The organism is Streptomyces sp. NPDC028635, assembly GCF_040637635.1.
In the GTDB taxonomy this organism is placed as follows: domain Bacteria; phylum Actinomycetota; class Actinomycetes; order Streptomycetales; family Streptomycetaceae; genus Streptomyces.
Genome location: NZ_JBEZWX010000018.1, coordinates 130,094 through 146,990, shown reverse-complemented (window position 1 = coordinate 146,990; position 16,897 = coordinate 130,094). Strand labels below are relative to the sequence as shown.

14 protein-coding genes are annotated in these 16,897 nt (G+C 72.8%); 5 read left to right on the top strand and 9 right to left on the bottom strand.

Translation table 11 applies throughout. The features are described from left to right. Positions 1-251 precede the first annotated feature (251 nt). On the bottom strand, positions 252-1,496 hold the full coding sequence (locus AB0E88_RS20875; protein WP_361632399.1) for a M20 family metallopeptidase: 1,245 nt from the start codon (positions 1,494-1,496) through the stop codon (positions 252-254). A gap of 480 nt (positions 1,497-1,976) precedes the next feature. On the opposite strand from AB0E88_RS20875, the gene AB0E88_RS20870 reads away from it, so the two are divergent. Beyond that, positions 1,977-2,594 (top strand): class I SAM-dependent methyltransferase, encoded by a 618-nt coding sequence (locus AB0E88_RS20870; protein ID WP_361632413.1) that lies wholly within the window; start codon positions 1,977-1,979, stop codon positions 2,592-2,594. A gap of 175 nt (positions 2,595-2,769) precedes the next feature. On the opposite strand, the gene AB0E88_RS20865 is transcribed toward AB0E88_RS20870, so the two are convergent. Genes AB0E88_RS20865 through AB0E88_RS20850 form a run of 4 tightly spaced genes read right to left on the bottom strand, consistent with a single transcriptional unit; the run spans position 2,770 to position 7,440 of the window. Next, entirely contained in the window at positions 2,770-3,846 is a 1,077-nt protein-coding gene (locus AB0E88_RS20865) for a hypothetical protein (protein WP_361632397.1), read from the bottom strand. 38 nt (positions 3,847-3,884) lie between these two features. Continuing rightward, on the bottom strand, positions 3,885-4,823 hold the full coding sequence (locus AB0E88_RS20860; protein ID WP_361632395.1) for an N-acetylneuraminate synthase family protein: 939 nt from the start codon (positions 4,821-4,823) through the stop codon (positions 3,885-3,887). 14 nt (positions 4,824-4,837) lie between these two features. After that, a complete protein-coding gene (locus AB0E88_RS20855; protein WP_361632393.1) occupies positions 4,838-6,091 on the bottom strand; it encodes an N-acylneuraminate cytidylyltransferase in 1,254 nt (417 codons plus the stop codon). Positions 6,092-6,123: 32 nt separating this feature from the next. Next, on the bottom strand, positions 6,124-7,440 hold the full coding sequence (locus AB0E88_RS20850) for a DUF6716 putative glycosyltransferase (RefSeq protein ID WP_361632391.1): 1,317 nt from the start codon (positions 7,438-7,440) through the stop codon (positions 6,124-6,126). 199 nt (positions 7,441-7,639) lie between these two features. Here AB0E88_RS20850 and AB0E88_RS20845 point away from each other — a divergent pair, with 199 nt between their 5' ends. From AB0E88_RS20845 to AB0E88_RS20835, 3 genes are all read left to right on the top strand, one after another. Further along, on the top strand, positions 7,640-8,617 hold the full coding sequence (locus AB0E88_RS20845; RefSeq protein ID WP_361632389.1) for a glycosyltransferase family 2 protein: 978 nt from the start codon (positions 7,640-7,642) through the stop codon (positions 8,615-8,617). Further along, on the top strand, positions 8,614-9,972 hold the full coding sequence (locus AB0E88_RS20840; protein ID WP_361632387.1) for a polysialyltransferase family glycosyltransferase: 1,359 nt from the start codon (positions 8,614-8,616) through the stop codon (positions 9,970-9,972). The genes AB0E88_RS20845 and AB0E88_RS20840 overlap by 4 nt, the downstream gene beginning before the upstream one ends. 158 nt (positions 9,973-10,130) lie before the next feature. Continuing rightward, complete coding sequence (locus AB0E88_RS20835; protein WP_361632411.1) at positions 10,131-11,231, top strand: acyltransferase; 1,101 nt, start codon at positions 10,131-10,133, stop codon at positions 11,229-11,231. Here the strand turns inward: AB0E88_RS20835 and leuE are convergent. Continuing rightward, a complete protein-coding gene (gene leuE, locus AB0E88_RS20830; protein ID WP_361632385.1) occupies positions 11,228-11,881 on the bottom strand; it encodes a leucine efflux protein LeuE in 654 nt (217 codons plus the stop codon). The two genes, AB0E88_RS20835 and leuE, sit on opposite strands and share 4 nt — an antisense overlap. A gap of 69 nt (positions 11,882-11,950) precedes the next feature. Further along, positions 11,951-13,531 (bottom strand): methylmalonyl-CoA mutase family protein, encoded by a 1,581-nt coding sequence (locus AB0E88_RS20825; protein WP_361632383.1) that lies wholly within the window; start codon positions 13,529-13,531, stop codon positions 11,951-11,953. A 199-nt stretch (positions 13,532-13,730) separates the two neighbouring features. On the opposite strand from AB0E88_RS20825, the gene AB0E88_RS20820 reads away from it, so the two are divergent. Continuing rightward, positions 13,731-14,627 carry a L,D-transpeptidase family protein gene (locus AB0E88_RS20820; RefSeq protein ID WP_361632381.1) on the top strand — a complete coding sequence of 299 codons (897 nt, stop codon included), beginning with the start codon at positions 13,731-13,733 and terminating at the stop codon, positions 14,625-14,627. Between the two features lie 208 nt (positions 14,628-14,835). Here AB0E88_RS20820 and AB0E88_RS20815 read toward each other — a convergent pair whose 3' ends face one another. Then, positions 14,836-16,098, bottom strand: coding sequence for a hypothetical protein (locus AB0E88_RS20815; protein ID WP_361632379.1), 1,263 nt, complete (start codon positions 16,096-16,098; stop codon positions 14,836-14,838). Continuing rightward, positions 16,098-16,772, bottom strand: a complete 675-nt coding sequence (locus AB0E88_RS20810; RefSeq protein WP_361632377.1) for an RNA polymerase sigma factor — start codon at positions 16,770-16,772, stop codon at positions 16,098-16,100. The genes AB0E88_RS20815 and AB0E88_RS20810 overlap by 1 nt, the downstream gene beginning before the upstream one ends. Positions 16,773-16,897: the final 125 nt, after the last annotated feature.

Sequence of the window (16,897 nt, the reverse complement as noted above, 5' to 3'; positions counted from 1 at the left end):
CACGCGGTACGTCTCGGTGTCCGCCCGCAGCGGCCGGCACCGGCACAGGGCGCCCCTCGTCGGAAACGGGCGGCCGGACCGAGGACGGACACCCCCCACCCCGGCCCCGACCCACAACGAACCGGAGGCGAGACAGCAACCGGCCACCGGACGGAAACGGGCCGCCGCAGGCAAAAAGGGGCGCGGGGAACGGCGCGACCAGCCACAACGCAACCCGCAGACAAAACACGACCAAGCGCCGCAGGCACACGTCACCCCAAACGGCCAACCGCATCCAGCAGCGCCGCCGCCGTGAACAGCTCCACCCCCACCGTGATCGCCGACTCGTCCACGTCGAAGTCGCCCTGGTGCAGGTCCCGCACCGTGCGCTCACCGGGCGGACGGACGCCGAGCCGGGCCATGGCGCCGGGTACGTGCTCCAGGTACCAGGAGAAGTCCTCGCCGCCCAGCGACTGTTCCGTCGACTCCACCGACTCCACTCCGCGCCGAGCCGTCATCGCCTCGCGCAGGAGCTCCGTGACCGCGGGGTCGTTGATCACGGGCGGCACACCCCGCACGTAGTTGATCTCCGACTTCGCCCCGTGCAGATTCGCCACCTCGTCGATCGCCGCGACCACCATGTCCGGCGCCAGCCGCCACGCCTCGATGTCGAGGCACCGCACGGTCCCGGCGAGCTCAGCGTGCTGCGGGATGACGTTCGGCGCGTGCCCGGACTCGATCCGGCCCCACGTCACGGCGAGCCCGCTGCGCGTGTCGACGCGCCGCCCGACGAGCGCGGGCACGTCCGTGACCACCCGGGCCGCGGCGGTGACCAGGTCCGTGGTCAGGTGCGGACGCGCCGTGTGGCCACCGGGACCGTCGAGCGAGATCTCCAGCCGGTCGCAGGCGGAGGTGATCGCGCCGGCCCGCAGCCCGACCCGGCCCGCGTCGACGCGCGGGTCGCAGTGCACGGCGAGGATGCGGCCGACCCCGTTCAGCGCGCCGCAGGCGATCGCGTCGGCGGCGCCGCCGGGCAGCACCTCCTCGGCGGGCTGGAAGATCAGCCGCACCGGACGCGGCAGCCGCCCCTGCCGGTGCAGCTCGGCGAGGACGAGCCCGGTGCCGAGCACCACCGTGGTGTGCACGTCGTGGCCGCAGGCGTGGGCGCGGTCGGGCACGGTGGACCGGTACGGGCAGTCGGCCTTCATGTCCGGGATGGGCAGCGCGTCGATGTCGGCGCGCAGGGCGAGCATGCCGGGGCCCTCGTACGTGCCGTCCGCGGGTACGCCGATGTCGCAGGTCAGACCGGTCCCGCTGGGGAGGACGCGGGGGTGGAGGCCGGCCGTCTCCAGACGGGCCTTGATCGCCGCGGTGGTGCGGAACTCCTGGTTGCCGAGCTCGGGGTGCATGTGCAGGTCGCGGCGGAAGGCGACGAGCTCGGCGCGCAGCTGCTCGGGGAGCGTGCCGGGGAGCACGGCGGCGGCCCCGGACGGATCGGCCTCGGACTGTAGCGACATCAGTTGCTTCACCCTCTGAAGGGTAGGGCGCCGGGGCGGCCAACTGACCCGCGATCAACAAAAGTTCAGCCCGTTAGGGGAAGAAAATCTGGCCGCTCGACGCATAGTGGTCGTCGTGGACGGGTAAACTCGCCCGACTCGAGACCGGGTCGATCTTTGGTCGAGCGTCCGTCGCCTGCTCTTTTCACCTCTTTTCCACGGATACCACGCCGCGCGCAGACCACGCGGCCGGTGTTCGCCTATCGGGACGGCACCCGGCCCGCACGGGACCCCGCTCCGGCCGAGACCAAACGGGTTCCCCGGACCGGCTTCCCTGATCACCCGGCCCGAGCGCATCAGGAGCCGTAGGGTCCCGGCGTGACCGAACCCACCACCGACACCCCCCACACCATCACCGGCTCCGCCGCCGCCCCCCTCACCGGCTCCCCCGGCTGCACCACCACCGGATACCTGACCGACACCCGCGCCGCCTACGACGCCATCGCGCCGGCGTACGCCGAGGCGTTCCCGGACAGCCTCGCCGACCGCCCGCTGGAGCGGGCGCTGCTCGCGGCGTTCGCCGAGCAGGTCACGGCGCACGGGCCGCAGCCCGTCGCGGACGTCGGCAGCGGCCCCGGGCATGTCACGGCCCGGCTGCACGCCCTCGGCGTGCCGGTGTTCGGGGTCGACGTCTCGCCGCGGATGGTGGCCCTCGCCCGTCGGGCGCATCCGGGCCTGCGTTTCCACGTGGGGTCGATGACGGCGCTGGACCTGCCGGACGCCACGCTCGGCGGACTGCTGGCGCTCTACTCCGTGATCCACGTGCCGGACGAGCGGCTGCCAGCACTGTTCGCCGAGTTCCGCCGGGTGCTGGTGCCGGGCGGGCAGCTGCTGCTGTCGTTCCAGACGACAAACCCGGCGGCGGACGGGACCGAGCACCTGCACCTGTCCGAGCGGTTCGGGCAGGAGATCGCGCTCGACTACTACTGGCGCAGCCCGGAGGCGGTGGCCGCCGTACTGACGGAGGCGGGCCTGTCGCTCCGGGCTCGGGTGGTGCGCGAGCCGCTGGACGAGGAGAAACGCGCCCGTGCCTTCGTACTGGCCGCCAAGCCGAGGTGAGCGCTTGCCGCCCAGAGCCCACCAGCCCGCCCCCGCCCGCGGCCCTGAGCCCGCATCCTGCCCCCGCCCGGCTCACGCCCCGCCCGAGCCCCGCGGCCGCAGGGCCCCCGGCGGGACCGGCTCCCCACCCGCGGGACCGGCTCCCCACCCGCGGGACCGACCCCGCCCCCGCCCCCTACGCGATGCTCATCTCCAGTCTCCGCACCCCCCGGGCCGTCCCCGTCACCCCGGACAGGAAACCGTGGGCGCGGGGTGAGGCCGTGCGGGTGAGCCAGTCGGGGTCGATGTCGCACACCGCGACCTGGACGTCGGTGCCCGCGAGGGCCAGCGGCAGGGTGTGCACGACCGTCGAGGGGAAGCTCAGGATCGTCCGGCCGACCGGCCCTCGGCGGGCGATCAGCTCCAGCGGCAGCTCGGGCCGGACGATCTCGAGACCGGTCTCGACGGCCAGCCGGTGCAGTTTCTCCGTGCTCTCGCGCCGGTGGGCGAAGTAACGCGTGGCGCCGTGCGTCTTGGCCAGGGTGCGGACGGCGTCGACGTAGCGCTCGCCGTCCACCACGCCGGTCTCCACCAGCGACGTACCCACCATGTCGGCGCCCTTGGTGATGCGGGGCGGTCCGAAGCGGGCGCGGGTCCAGGCGAAGTCGTTGGCGGTGACGCGCACGCCGTCGGGGGCTTCCTCGATCGGCATGGAGGAGAAGATCTCCACCCGCTGCTCGCCGCCGGGCGTCAGGCGGCGCCGGGCGACGGAGGACACCGGCGCGAACACCAGGTCGCGCGGCCCGCGCCGGCCGCCCTTGCGGTGCCAGCGCACCAGCCGCTCACCGCGGGCGAGCTGGGCGACGAACTCCATCGTGGCCGTGCCGTCGTCGACGACGACCAGGTCACGGGCGCGTGTGATGGTCAGCAGCAGCTGGACGTACCGGGAGAACGGGTCGCCCATGACGATCCGCTCCGCCCGCCGCAGCGGCCCCGCGAGCGAGCCGACCGTCTGGAAGGGGGCCGCGGGACCGCCGCGGGCCTCCTCCCAGCGGACCGTGTGGCCCTCGTCCCGGGCCAGGTCGGCCATGCGCCGCAGCTGGCCCCGGGTCATCGGGTCGGTCGGGGACAGGACGACGAGGGTGAACCCCGCGCCGGGCTCCTGAAGCGGCCGGATGCCGTGGGCGTGGGCCCACTCCAGGACGTTGAGGAGCTGTACCGGGCTCTCCACGAACGCGAGGGTGGTGCCGGGTTCGCCGGCGCGTGGGTTCATCGACGCAGCTCCGTCCCCTGATCAGCGCAGCGGATCCGTCACACGCCGACCGGCTCGCCCGCCGCGGCCGCGATCTCCGCCTCGGCGACGACGCCGGTGACGCGGCGCAGCTTCTTCATGGGGGCCAGCTCGGAGTCGTAGACCTTCTTCACGCCGTCGCCGAGGGCACCCTCGATGGTGCGGATGTCGCGGACCAGGCGGGTGAGGCCCTGCGGCTCGACGGAGGCGGCCTGGTCGGAGCCCCACATGGCGCGGTCGAGGGTGATGTGCCGCTCGACGAAGCAGGCGCCGAGGGCGACGGCGGCGAGGGTGGTCTGCAGGCCGGTCTCGTGGCCGGAGTAGCCGATCGGGACGTTCGGGTACTCCTTCTCCAGCGTGTTGATCACGCGGAGGTTCAGCTCCTCGGCCTTCGCCGGGTAGGTGGAGGTGGCGTGGCACATGACGATGTTGTCGCTGCCCAGGACCTCGACGGCGTGGCGGATCTGCTTCGGGGTGGACATGCCGGTCGAGAGGATGACGGTCTTGCCGGTGGCGCGCAGGGCGCGCAGCAGTTCGTCGTCGGTGAGGGAGGCGGAGGCCACCTTGTGGGCGGGGACGTCGAACTTCTCCAGGAAGGCGACGGCCTCGGTGTCCCACGGGGAGGCGAACCAGTCGATGCCCTTGGCGCGGCAGTACTCGTCGATCTGGCGGTACTCGTCCTCGCCGAACTCCACGCGGTGGCGGTAGTCGATGTACGTCATGCGGCCCCAGGGCGTGTCCCGCTCGATGTCCCACTGGTCGCGCGGGGTGCAGATCTCGGGGGTGCGCTTCTGGAACTTCACGGCGTCGCAGCCGGCCTCGACGGCGGCGTCGATCAGCTTGAAGGCGTTCTCCAGCTCACCGTTGTGGTTGATGCCGATCTCGCCGCAGATGTAGACGGGGCGGCCGGGGCCGACCTCGCGCGAGCGGAAGGTGCGCAGACGGGAGTGGGTGCTCATGGCAGGGGGTGTCCTTACTTGGTGAGCTGGGGGAGGGTGGGGGTCTGGGGGCGCTCGGGGAGGGAGTCGAGCGAGGGGCCGAGGAGCCAGCCGGCGATCTCCCGGATGGCGCCGTCGCCGCCGGGGACGGTGGTGACGGCGCGCGCGGCGCCGCGGACGACCTCGTGGGCGCTCGCGACCGCCACGGGCCAGCCGACGAGGGCGAAGCAGGGCAGGTCGTTGACGTCGTTGCCGACGTAGAGCACGCGTTCGGGCGCGATGCCCGTTTCCTCGCACCACTGCTTGAGCGCGAGGTCCTTGCGGTCGATGCCGTGCAGCACCGGCAGCCTCAGCTTGCGGGCGCGGGCGGCGACGACCGGGTTGCGTTCCGTGGACAGGATCAGCATCTGCAGCCCGCTGTCGCGCAGGGCCGCGATGCCGAGTCCGTCGCCGCGGTGCACGGAGACGAACTCCCGTCCGTCGGAGTCGATCAGCACCCGGTCGTCGGTCTGGGTGCCGTCGAAGTCGAGGACTACGGCGTCGATGTCGTCGTAAGCGGGCAGTGCGCCGGGCCTGGCCGCGTCGAAGAGGGGAGCCAGCGCGCGCGCCCGGGCCAGGTCGTGCGGGTCGTCGATCTCCAGCACGCGCGCGGGGTCGGTGCGCACGAGTTCCGTGCGGCCGAAGAAGCGGTGCCCGTGTGTGCGGAAGCCGGCCGCGTCCATGGCGTAGGCGGCGCCGGTCTCCAGGAAGTCCTGGGGCCGGTCCTGGCGGCGGGGGCGGAAGGACTTGTCGTGGTTGACGCCGACCCCGCCGTCCGCCTCCCCGGACGGGTCGTCGCGCCAGACGAAGCCGTGGAACGGGGCCACGGTCACCGCGGTGTCGGCGCCCTGCTCGACGACGGCCGCGGCGACCGCGTCGATGTCCTCGCGGATCAGGAACGGGCTGGTGCACTGCACGAGGAGCACCACGTCCACCGGGGCGCCGTGCAGCGCCTCGTGCGCGTCCAGGGTGTGCAGGACCGCGGCCTCGGAGGTGGCGGTGTCGCCGGCGATGGCGGCGGGCCGCAGCACGACCTCGGCGCCGGCCTGGCGGGCGGCGGCCGCGATGGCCTGGTCGTCGGTGGAGACGACGACGTCGGTGACCAGCCGGGCGGCGCGGCACTCGCGTACGGCGCGGGCGACCAGCGGGACTCCGCCGACGGGAGCGAGGTTCTTCGCGGGGACGCCCTTGGAGCCGCCGCGCGCGGGGATCACGGCGAGCACGCGGCGCGCCGCGGGGGTGTCGGACATGGGGTGTTCTCCTTGGACGGCTCGGAGCGGGGTCACAGCTCCCCCATCCGCCGGATGACGGGCGCGACGCGCTGCACGCCGTGCCGGTAGGCGCCGCGCGCGGCCCGGCGCACGATCTGCCGGACGGGCCCGGGGTCCCGGTCGGCGGCGGGGGCGCCCGGCAGCGGGGTGCCGTCGGGGGCGAGGTGGTGGCGGGCGAGGATGCCGGGCAGGTAGCCGGGGGCGGTCTCGCTCGTGTAGTACGGCGTGAGGGGCGGCAGTCCGCCGGGGTGCGCGAGCAGCTTGGCGATCCGCTCGCGGGCGGCGTCGAAGGCGGTCGCGTAGTCGCCGTCGGCGGCGACGCCCTGCCGGGCCAGCCACTCGGCGTCCGGTTCGGGCCGGTGTCCGGCGTCCAGCTGGCCCCAGGAGGCCAGGCAGCCGGAGCCGGTGAAGTGGTGGTTGCCGAGCACCTCGCGCACCCCGAGGTCGGTGAGCACGACGGTGGGGATGCGGCGGTGCAGGGACTCCAGGGCCGCGGTCGAACTCACCGTCACCAGCAGGTCGGTGCGGTCGAGGACGTCGCCCATGTTGCCGTACACCAGGCGGAGGTTGGGCGGCAGCGGGCCGGCCTTCTGCGCCAGCTTCTGGTAGGGCAGCTCCTCCAGGTGGGTGGTGTGCTCGCCGGGCCGGGAGCGCAGCTTGAGCAGCACCTCGCGCTCGGGGTGGAGGCGGGCGTGCCGGATCAGCCGGTTCAGGAGGTAGGCGCGGTCCTTGCGGGTCTCCGGCACCGAGGGCTGGGCGGCGAACACCACGGTGTACGGGCCGTGTTCGCCGGTGTAGGGGGCTCCGCCGAGGAACGGCAGGGCGACCTCGGTGACCGAGGAGGCGTCGGCGCCCACGCCCTCGTAGACCGCGCGGAAACGCTCGGCGTCCTGGCGGGAGTTGGCGAGGACGAGGTCGGCGCCGTGCCTCAGCAGCAGGCCGTCGGCGAGCTTCTCGTAGACGACGCCGACATAGCCGGTGACGACGACGGGCCGCTCGGGGCGGCCCTCCCAGGTCCGCTTCAGCCCGTGCAGCATCGCCTGCACCCCGCCGCCCACGAGCGCCAGCACGAGCACGTCGCAGGGCTTGTCGCGCATGTCGCCGAGGAACTGAACGGCACTCACCTCGCGCAGCGAGTCGGCCCGGACGCCGACTTCCTCGAGCTGGCGGGCGGTGGGGGTGGCGCGGCCCCGCAGGAGGTAGCCGTCGAGGCGGACTCCGGCACCCTCGGGAAGAAGACGGCGCGCGGTGAGCGCGCCCCATTTCCACCGGGTGTCGGAATCCGCGAGAACGGCGACTCGCAGGGTGTTCGTTGCACTGACTGGCACGCCGAAGACGCTAGGAAGGCATTCCGAGGTGCGGCCCAACCGGAACGCAACAAACGGTTAACAGCATGTCGCCGTACGGCGAATCGGCACGTGAATGGGGCCGGGACGGGCTGGATTCACGACTCCGCCACGCGTCGTTCACCCCTCGGCAAACCGACGGCAAAGACGCGGGCCGGAACCGCGCCCTAACGTCATCCGCGTGGTCAAGCTCTCCGTCATCGTGCCCTTCTACAACGTGCAGCAATACGCCCCGGCCGCCGTGCGGTCCCTGCGCGCCAACGCCCGGGAGGACTTCGAGTTCATCCTGATCGACGACTGTTCGACGGACGGTACGAAGGAAATCCTCGAACGCGCCGAGCGTGAACTTCCCGGCGCGGTGCTGATCCGACGTACCGAGAAAGGGGTGTCCGCCGCACGTAACACCGGAATCGACGCGGCCCGTGGCGAGTATCTGACGTTCATGGACGGAGACGACTATGCCGCTCCCGGTTATTTCGCTCAATTGGTCGATTCCATCGAGACGTTGGGCTGCGATTTCGTCCGCACCGACCACGTGCGGTTCACCGGAAGTGAGCGCACTCTGTACCGGGTGCCGTTCGGGCCGCGTGACACCGTCGTCGACCCGCGCGCGGTGATCCTTCCGGCGGAGCGCTCCACCCCGGTGGACTACCCGTACTCCTGGGCCGGCGCCTACCACCGGCGGCTGGTCGACGAGGGGCTGCTGCACTTCCCCGAGGATCTGCGCACCGCCGAGGACCGGCCGTGGATCTGGCGGCTGCACCGCAAGGCGAAGTCCTTCGCGGTGCCGAGCGTGTTCGGCATCTTCTACCGGCGGGGCGTCGCGTCCTCGCTGACACAGATCGGCGACACCCGGCAGCTGGACTTCATCCGCTCCTTCGACCGGGTGCTGCTGGAGACCGCCGAGGACCCGGACGCGGACCTCTTCCTGCCGAAGGCCGTGCGCACCTACTGCGCCATCATCAGCCACCACCTGGCCACCATCGACAAGTTCGAGGCGCCGGTGGCCCGCAGACTCCGTTCCCTGAGCGCCGCCGCCCTGCGCCGGATGCCGCAGGACCTGCTCGACGACACCCTGGACTCCATGGACCTCGACCGCGCCACCCAGCTGCGCCGACTGCGCCGCAGGCCCTCGACGGCCTCGGAGGCCGCGGCATGAGCGCCCGCCGCACGACGCAGATCTTCTGCGCCTCGACCCTGTACGGCGCCGCCACGCTGGCCGCCGCGCTCGACGCCGACTGTTTCGGCCCCGCGGACCGGCGGCTGCTGCTGGTCAGCAACAACGGCACGACACCGGAGCTGAGCGAGCCCTTCGACGCCTCGCCCGCCTTCGCGCACCTGCGGGACCGCTTCGACGGCGTGCTGTCGTGGAACGAGGCCATCTCCCCCTTCCACCCCGGGGGCTGGGCCCCGCGTCCGGACGACCAGATCCTGTGGGAGCGCTATCTGCGGATGCTGTGGGACCTGGGCGACGACCGGATCGAACTGGCGGTGGAGTCCATCCAGGTCTCTCCGGCGCTGGCGATCTGCCAGGTCTTCGGCGGCGCGCCCGTCGACGTGTACGCGGACGGGCTGATGTCCTACGGCCCGACCCGCTTCAAGATCGACCCGCTGGTGGGGACGCGGGTGCGGCGCGTGCTGCACCTGGACCTGGTGCCGGGCCTCGCGCCGCTGCTGCTCACCGAGTTCGGGGTCGCGCCCGAGATCGTGCCGACGGACGCCTTCCTGAAGGTGCTCGGCGAACTCGGCTCCACCGGCGAGGAGTTCCCGGCGGTCGAGGGGGCGGCGCTGCTGCTCGGCCAGTACCTGTCCGCGCTGGACATCCTCACCGGCGAGGAGGAGGAAGACCTCCATGTGCGGATGCTGCGCGGGGTGGTGGCCCTCGGCCACACGCGTGTGGTGTTCAAGCCGCACCCCTCGGCCCCGGCCCGCTGGTCGCGGGCGCTGGAGCAGGAGGCGCAGCGGCTCGGTGCCGAACTGACCGTGCTGGACACGCCCGTACTGGCCGAGGTGGTGTACCAGCGGATGTGCCCGGCGCTCGTCGTCGGCTGCTTCTCCACCGCGCTGCTGACCGCGTCGGCGCTGTACGGCCTGCCGGTCGCGCGCACCGGCACCGGACTGCTGCTGGAGCGGCTCACGCCGTACGAGAACAGCAACCGGGTCCCGGTCACCATCGTCGACGCGCTGCTGCCCGACCTGGCGGACGGCGGCGCCGTGCGCGAGCAGCGCCGGGGCCTGGACGTGGACGCCCTCACCGAGCTGCTGCGGGCGGTCGGCTATGCCATGCAGTCGAAGATCCACCCCGGGCTGCGGCCGGCCGCCGAGCGGTATCTGAGCCGCCGGCTGGACGCCCACACCCGGCGGTACTTCAAGCGCCGCCGCCTGACCTCGCTGGGCCTGCCCGGCGGGGTCCCGGCGCAGCTGGCGTTCATCCCGCGCAACGCGACGGTGCGCCGGATGGCGCGGCGCGCACGGACACTGCGGCGCCGGGTGATCCGCCGGGGCGACGCCTGAATGAACTCTCGCGGACGGCCGGGCGAAAGGTCGCCGCGAGGGCTCGAGGCGGCCGGTGGGCCCCGTTAGCGTCCGGTTGAGTTGACGAGCTTCGATGAGAGGTCCCTGTGATCGACACGCCCGCGGACACCCTGGGGAGCGCCGCGGCCGGCCCGGCGGTGCGCACCACGATCGCGCAGCCCCCGGTCAAGCGCCGGCCGGTGCGGCTGCGCGCCCTGGACGGGCTGCGCCTGGTCGCCGCGCTGATGGTGGCGGCCTACCACTACGGCGGCCGGGGCGGCGAGGTCACCAAGGCCTGGGGCAGCTCCCCGCGCTTGCAGTTCCCGACCCTGCACACCCTGTTCGCCTACGGCTGCCTGGGCGTGCAGATCTTCTTCGTCATCAGCGGGTTCGTGATCTGCATGAGCGGCTGGGGCCGGCCCCTGCGCTCGTTCTTCGCCTCCCGCGCCTCCCGGCTGCTGCCCGCGTACTGGGTGGCGATCGTGCTGGTGACGGCCGTGATGGCGCTGCCGGTGCTGACGTACAAGACGGTGTCGGCGAGCGAGACGCTGGTCAACTTCACCATGCTCCAGATGCCGCTCGGCGCCCACCGGGTGCTCGGGGTGTGCTGGACGCTGTGGGCGGAGGTCCGCTTCTACGCCCTGTTCGCGCTGTGCATCGTGCTGCCGGGAGCCACCCGGCGCCGCGTGATCCTGTTCTGCGCCTGCTGGACGCTGGCGGCGGCGATCGCGGGCGGCCTGAACCAGCCGGTGCTGGACGCGGTGGTGATGCCGGACTACGCGCCGTTCTTCATCGGCGGCATGGGCCTGTACCTGGTGCACCGCGACCGCCGTGACGCCTACGCCTGGGGCATCACCGCGGTCAACTGGCTGATCGGCCAGCAGGTCGCCGTGCGCAGCCTGTGGCACCCGGCGACGCCGGACATGTTCTCCTACCGCAGCGCCTACGGCGTCATCCTGATCGTCACGCTCGGCTTCCTCGCCGTCGCCGCGATCGCGCTGGGCCTGCTGGACTGGGCGAACTGGCGCTGGCTGACGGTCGCGGGCGCCCTGACCTACCCGTTCTACCTGGTCCACGAGCACCTGGGCTGGCCGGTGATCCAGGCCCTCCACCGCGGCCTCGGCATCCCGTCCTACGGAACGTTCCTGCTGACCGTGGCGGTCATGCTGGTGCTGGCCTGGCTGATGAACAAGCTGGTGGAGGAGCGCTTCACCCCGAAGCTGAGGGCGCTGCTGAACCGTCCGGCGGACAGCCCCTAGGCCAGGGACAGCTTCACCGCGAACCCGAGGAACAGGGCGCCCGCCGCCGACGTGGCCCCGGCCGCCAGGCGCTTGCGGCGGCGGAAGGCGTCGGCCAGGCGGGTGCCGCCGAATATCAGCAGCGACAGGTAGAGGAAGCTCGCCGTCTGCAGCAGGGCGCCGAGGACGACGAAGGACAGCGCCGGGTAGGCGTAGTGCGGGTCGACGAACTGCACGAAGAAGGAGATCAGGAACAGGATCGCCTTCGGGTTCAGCAGCGAGACCACCAGGGCGCGGCGGTAGGGCCGCTCGTCGGCGGCCGTCTCCTCGGCGGACGCCGGGCCGGCCGGCGCCGGCTGCTCGCCGCGCGCCTTCCACATCGCGCGGGCCGAGCGCAGCATGCCGTACGCCATCCACGCGAGGTATCCGGCACCGGCGTACTTCACCACCAGGAACAGCAGCGGGGTCGTGGTCAGCACGGAGGCCGCGCCGAGCGCCGCCAGCGTCATCAGGACCGTGTCACCGGTGAACACCCCGGCCGCCGCCTTGTACCCGGTGCGGATGCCCTTGCGGGCGGCGACGGACAGGACGTAGAGCGAGTTGGGGCCGGGCAGCAGCACGATCAGGACGAGGCCGGCCAGATAGGTGGGGAGGTCGATGACGCCGAACATGGAAGGGAGTGTCGCACGGGGGTACGACACTCCTCATCGTGGTTTCGGTCACCGCGTGCGCGGCACCGGTCAGAACGCGTCCGACGGCACGTACGTGCCCCACACCTCGCGCAGCGCGTTGCAGACCTCGCCGACCGTGGCGCGGGCGCGCAGGGCGTCCTTCATCGGGTAGAGGACGTTGTCCTCGCCCTCCGCCGCCTTCTTCAGGGCCGCGAGAGCCGAGTCCACCGCCGCCTGGTCGCGCTCGGCGCGCAGCTTCGCCAGGCGCTCCGCCTGCTGGGCCTCGATCGCCGGGTCCACGCGCAGCGGCTCGTAGGGCTCCTCCTCGTCGAGCTGGAAGCGGTTGACGCCGACCACGGTCCGCTCGCCGTTGTCGGTCTCCTGGGCGATGCGGTAGGCGTTGCGCTCGATCTCGCTCTTCTGGAAGCCGTGCTCGATCGCGTTGACCGCGCCGCCGAGGTCCTCGACCTTGCCCATCAGCTCCAGCGCCGCCGCCTCGACCTCGTCGGTCATCTTCTCGATGACGTAGGACCCGGCGAAGGGGTCGACCGTCGCGGTGACGTCGGTCTCGTAGGCGAGGACCTGCTGGGTGCGCAGGGCGAGGCGGGCGGACTTGTCGGTGGGGAGGGCGATCGCCTCGTCGAAGGAGTTCGTGTGCAGCGACTGCGTGCCGCCGAGGACCGCGGCGAGGCCCTGGACGGCCACGCGGACCAGGTTCACCTCCGGCTGCTGCGCGGTGAGCTGCACACCCGCCGTCTGCGTGTGGAAGCGCAGCATCATCGACTTCGGGTTCTTCGCCCCGAACTCGTCCTTCATCACCCGCGCCCAGATCCGGCGCGCGGCACGGAACTTGGCGACCTCCTCCAGGATCGTCGTACGGGCGACGAAGAAGAAGGACAGGCGGGGCGCGAAGTCGTCGACGTCCATGCCGGCCGCGACGGCGGTGCGCACGTACTCGATGCCGTCGGCGAGGGTGAAGGCGATCTCCTGCGCGGGGGACGCGCCGGCCTCGGCCATGTGGTAGCCGGAGATCGAGATCGTGTTCCACTTCGGGATCTCGGCCTTGCAGTACTTGAAGATGTCGGCGATCAGCCGCAGCGACGGCTTGGGCGGGAAGATGTACGTCCCGCGCGCGATGTACTCCTTCAGCACGTCGTTCTGGATGGTGCCGGTCAGCTTGTCGGCGCTGACGCCCTGCTCCTCGGCGACCAGTTGGTAGAGCAGCAGCAGGAGGGAGGCGGGCGCGTTGATCGTCATCGACGTGGAGACCTTGTCCAGCGGGATGCCGTCGAACAGCACCCGCATGTCGTCGACCGAGTCGATCGCCACGCCCACCTTGCCGACCTCGCCGTGCGCGATCGGGGCGTCGGAGTCGTGGCCCATCTGGGTGGGCAGGTCGAAGGCGACGGACAGGCCCATGGTGCCGTTGGCGATCAGCTGCTTGTACCGGGCGTTGGACTCCACCGCCGTGCCGAAGCCGGCGTACTGGCGCATCGTCCACGGCCGCCCGGTGTACATCGACGGATACACACCGCGAGTGAAGGGGTACGAGCCCGGCTCGCCCAGCTTCTCGGCCGGGTCCCAGCCCGCCAGCGCCCCTGGCCCGTACACCGGCTCGATGGGCAGTCCGGACTCCGACTCGCGTGCCATGGTGTGCCTCCGCACTACATCTGTTACTCGCCAGTAGAAACCAACCCTCGCCACGGACTGTAGCGACGGCCGTGCGCCCGGTGGAGTGCCCCACGCTGGGACCTTGCTCACAACGATGCCGCGCCGTTCGCGAGCCGTCACGCCTGGAAAGCATCTGAAGGACACCAACCCTTCAGCGGTGAGACGGCGGGGGTCCGCGATGCGTATCAGGGGCATGATCAGATCGGCCGGCGCGGGGGCTGCCGCGGTGGCGGTGGTGACGCTCGGCGGCTGCACGGTGCAGGGCACGGGCGGCGGGGGGCGGTCCCCGGTCCACGTCGACCTGCCGGGCACGTCCTCGCCGTCGCGTGGGCCGTCGGCACCCTCGTCCGGCGACTCCGGCGACTCCGGCGACTCCGGCGGCTCCCCGGACACCGGCTCCTCCGGTTCCTCCGGTTCCTCCGACGGCAAGCCGAGTGCCGCGCCGCGGGTGCTGCTCGGCCCCGGGGACAGCGGCCGGCAGGTGCGCGAACTCCAGGCCCGGCTGCGCCAGGTGGCATGGCTGTTCGACGGCCCGACCGGCAGCTACGACGACCTCACCGAGCAGGCCGTCAAGGGGTTCCAGGGCAAACGCGGCCTGCCGCGCACCGGCCGCCTCGACACGGTGACCTGGCAGCGGCTGCTGGGGATGACGCGTGAACCCGGCAAGTGGGAGCTGTATCTGATGGGCGGTCAGCCGGCCGCGGCGCCGGACCCGCGCTGCCTGACCGGGCGGGTGCTGTGCGTCAGCAAGTCCAGCCGCACCCTGCGCTGGATGATCGACGGGCGGACGGTGTCGACGATGTCGGTCCGCTTCGGCTCGCAGTACACGCCGACCCGGGAGGGCGTCTTCCACGTGTACTGGAAGTCCCGGCACCACGTGTCGACGCTGTACGACTCGCCGATGCCGTACGCGATGTTCTTCAGCGGCGGCCAGGCGGTGCACTACTCCTACGACTTCGCCGCCCGGGGCTACGCCGGCGGTTCGCACGGCTGTGTGAACGTCCGGGACGAGACGGCGATCGCGGCGCTCTTCGCGCAGGTCCGCACCGGCGACAAGGTCGTCGTGTACTGGTGACGACGGGAGACCGGGGGGAGGGAGACGGGCGCGGGCGGGACCGGGGGAACGTGCCCCGCCCGCGCCAGGTGCACGAGCCGTAGGTACGGGGGGAACCCCGGCTCAGTGCGACGGCCGATGACCAGTCGGCTCACTCATTACTGCGTCGCCGCGGCGGAAAACGTCACACCCTGCCCGAAAATTTTTCCGCGAGTTACATCACCGCAGGTCAGAGGGTGTGCGCCGGGGTGGTCACCTGGCTGCCCCGGCCGTGCGGCGCGGGGTGGTGACCTGCGCCGGAGCCGCCGGAGCCCTTCGAGGCGCCCGAGTCCTTCGGGACACCGGAGCCCTTGGAGCCGGCGGAACCCTTCGGGCCACCGGAGCCTTTCGAGCCGCCGTGGCCGTGGCCGTGGCCGCCCGGCGGGCCGTGGCCGTGACCGTGACCGCCGGATCTGCCGTGGCCGTCGTCGTCACCGCCCTTGCCGCCGCCCTTGCCGCCACCGTTGCCACCGCCCGCGCCGCCGCGCTGGTCTCCACCCTGACCGCCGCCCTGGCCGCCGTTCTGGCCGCCCTTCTGCCCCCCGGTGCCCTTGCCGCCCTCGCCCGCCTTGCCGGTGCCGCCCGACGCGGCGTTGCCGCCGCCGTTCCCGGCGCCCTTCCCGCCGCCCTTGCCGCCGCCCTTGCCGGACGTGTCCTTGCCCGCGCCGGTGGCGCCGCGGACACCGCCGCCCTGCGACCTGTTCGTCCCGTCCTGGCCGGCGCCCGCGGCGGGAGCGGCGAGGACGTTCTTGCAGTACGCGCCCACGCGCGGGGCGCCGCCCGCCGCCGTCTCCAGAGCGCGCCGGCGGTCGCCGTCGAGGTCGTGGCCGCCCCGCAGGTCCTGGCACGCCTCGGTGATACGGCGCCGCAGGGCGTCGGCGCCACGGCCGCCGGCGGAGTCGGGGTCGCCCGCGGCCTCACGGTCGCCGTCCCGCCCGGTGCCGGAGCCGGCGGTGCCGCCGGTGGAGGCCGTCCCCGTCCCGTCCGGCGACGAGGGACCCGGCGGACGCTCGGGGGTGGCGTCGGCCGACACCGAGACACGGGGGCCGGGCTCGGCACCGCCGAACGCCGGGAGCACCCCGGTCCCGGCCGCGACCGCGACACCGCCGACCGTCCCGGCGGCCACGACGGCGCACAGCGCCAGCCGCAGCGGGCGGCCCCAGCGGGAGCGGCGGCCGGCCGGCCGCCCGGCACCGATGCGGACGACACCGTTGTCCGAGGCGTGGGCGCCGCCGGCGTGCGCGGTGCGCGCCACCCGGAAAGCGGCCAGGGCAGCGTCCTCACCGGCGAGTCCGGTGCCGGTCTTCTCCGGTACGGCGGACAGCTCGCCCAGGGCCCGGGCCAGCCGTTCGGCCTCCTCACGGGCGTCGGCGGGGACGGCGTCCAGCGGCTCTCCGCGCAGCAGACGCTCCGCCGTCTCGCGGTCCAGCCACCTGTACTGCTCGTCGGCCATCACATGTCCTTCTGCGTCCGCGCCCATCGTTGCGTCACACCGGCGGACGTCACCGCGCGGGCGCGCGGTTCTCTCTGCGGCGGCAGCGCGTCGAGCCCGCCGGCCGATTCCGGATCACCGTCCGGGCGCTCTCCGAGCAGCTCGGCGAGCTTCTTCAGACCGCGGTGCGCTGCGGTGCGCACGGCGCCCGGCCGTTTGCCGAGGGTCTGGGCCGCGGTCTTGGCGTCGAGGCCGACGACCACGCGGAGCACGACGGCCTCCGCCTGGTCCTGGGGCAGCCGGGCGATGAGCGAGAGGGTGTGGTCGGTGGCCAGCGCCTCCATGGCCTCACCCGCGGTGTCGGACTCGGCGGGGCGGCCGGTCAGCTCGGTCTCGTCGCCGCCGACCGCGGGGCGGCGGCCGCGCATGCGTATGTGGTCCAGCGCCCGGTTGCGCGCGATCCGCGCGGCCCAGCCGCGGAAGCGGTCGGCGTCCCCCTCGAACCGCTCCAGATCACGCGCGATCTGGAGCCACGCCTCGGAGGCGACGTCTTCCGCTTCGAAGTCGCCGACCAGCGTCCTGACGTATCCGAGCAGTCGCGGATGCACGGTGCGGTACACGGTCCGGAACGCGGTCTCGTCCCCGCCCTGCGCCGCACGCACCGCGGCTGTCAGCTCCGCGTCGTCCCCCAGCACCCTGGTTCCTCGATTGATGGTCGCGGTTCAAGACCGCAGGTGGTCGCGGTGGTCCGGGCCCCCCGCGGTCCGGCGCGAAAGGCACGTTACGGCCTTAAACCACTGCCCGTCCACGTCGGTCCGGG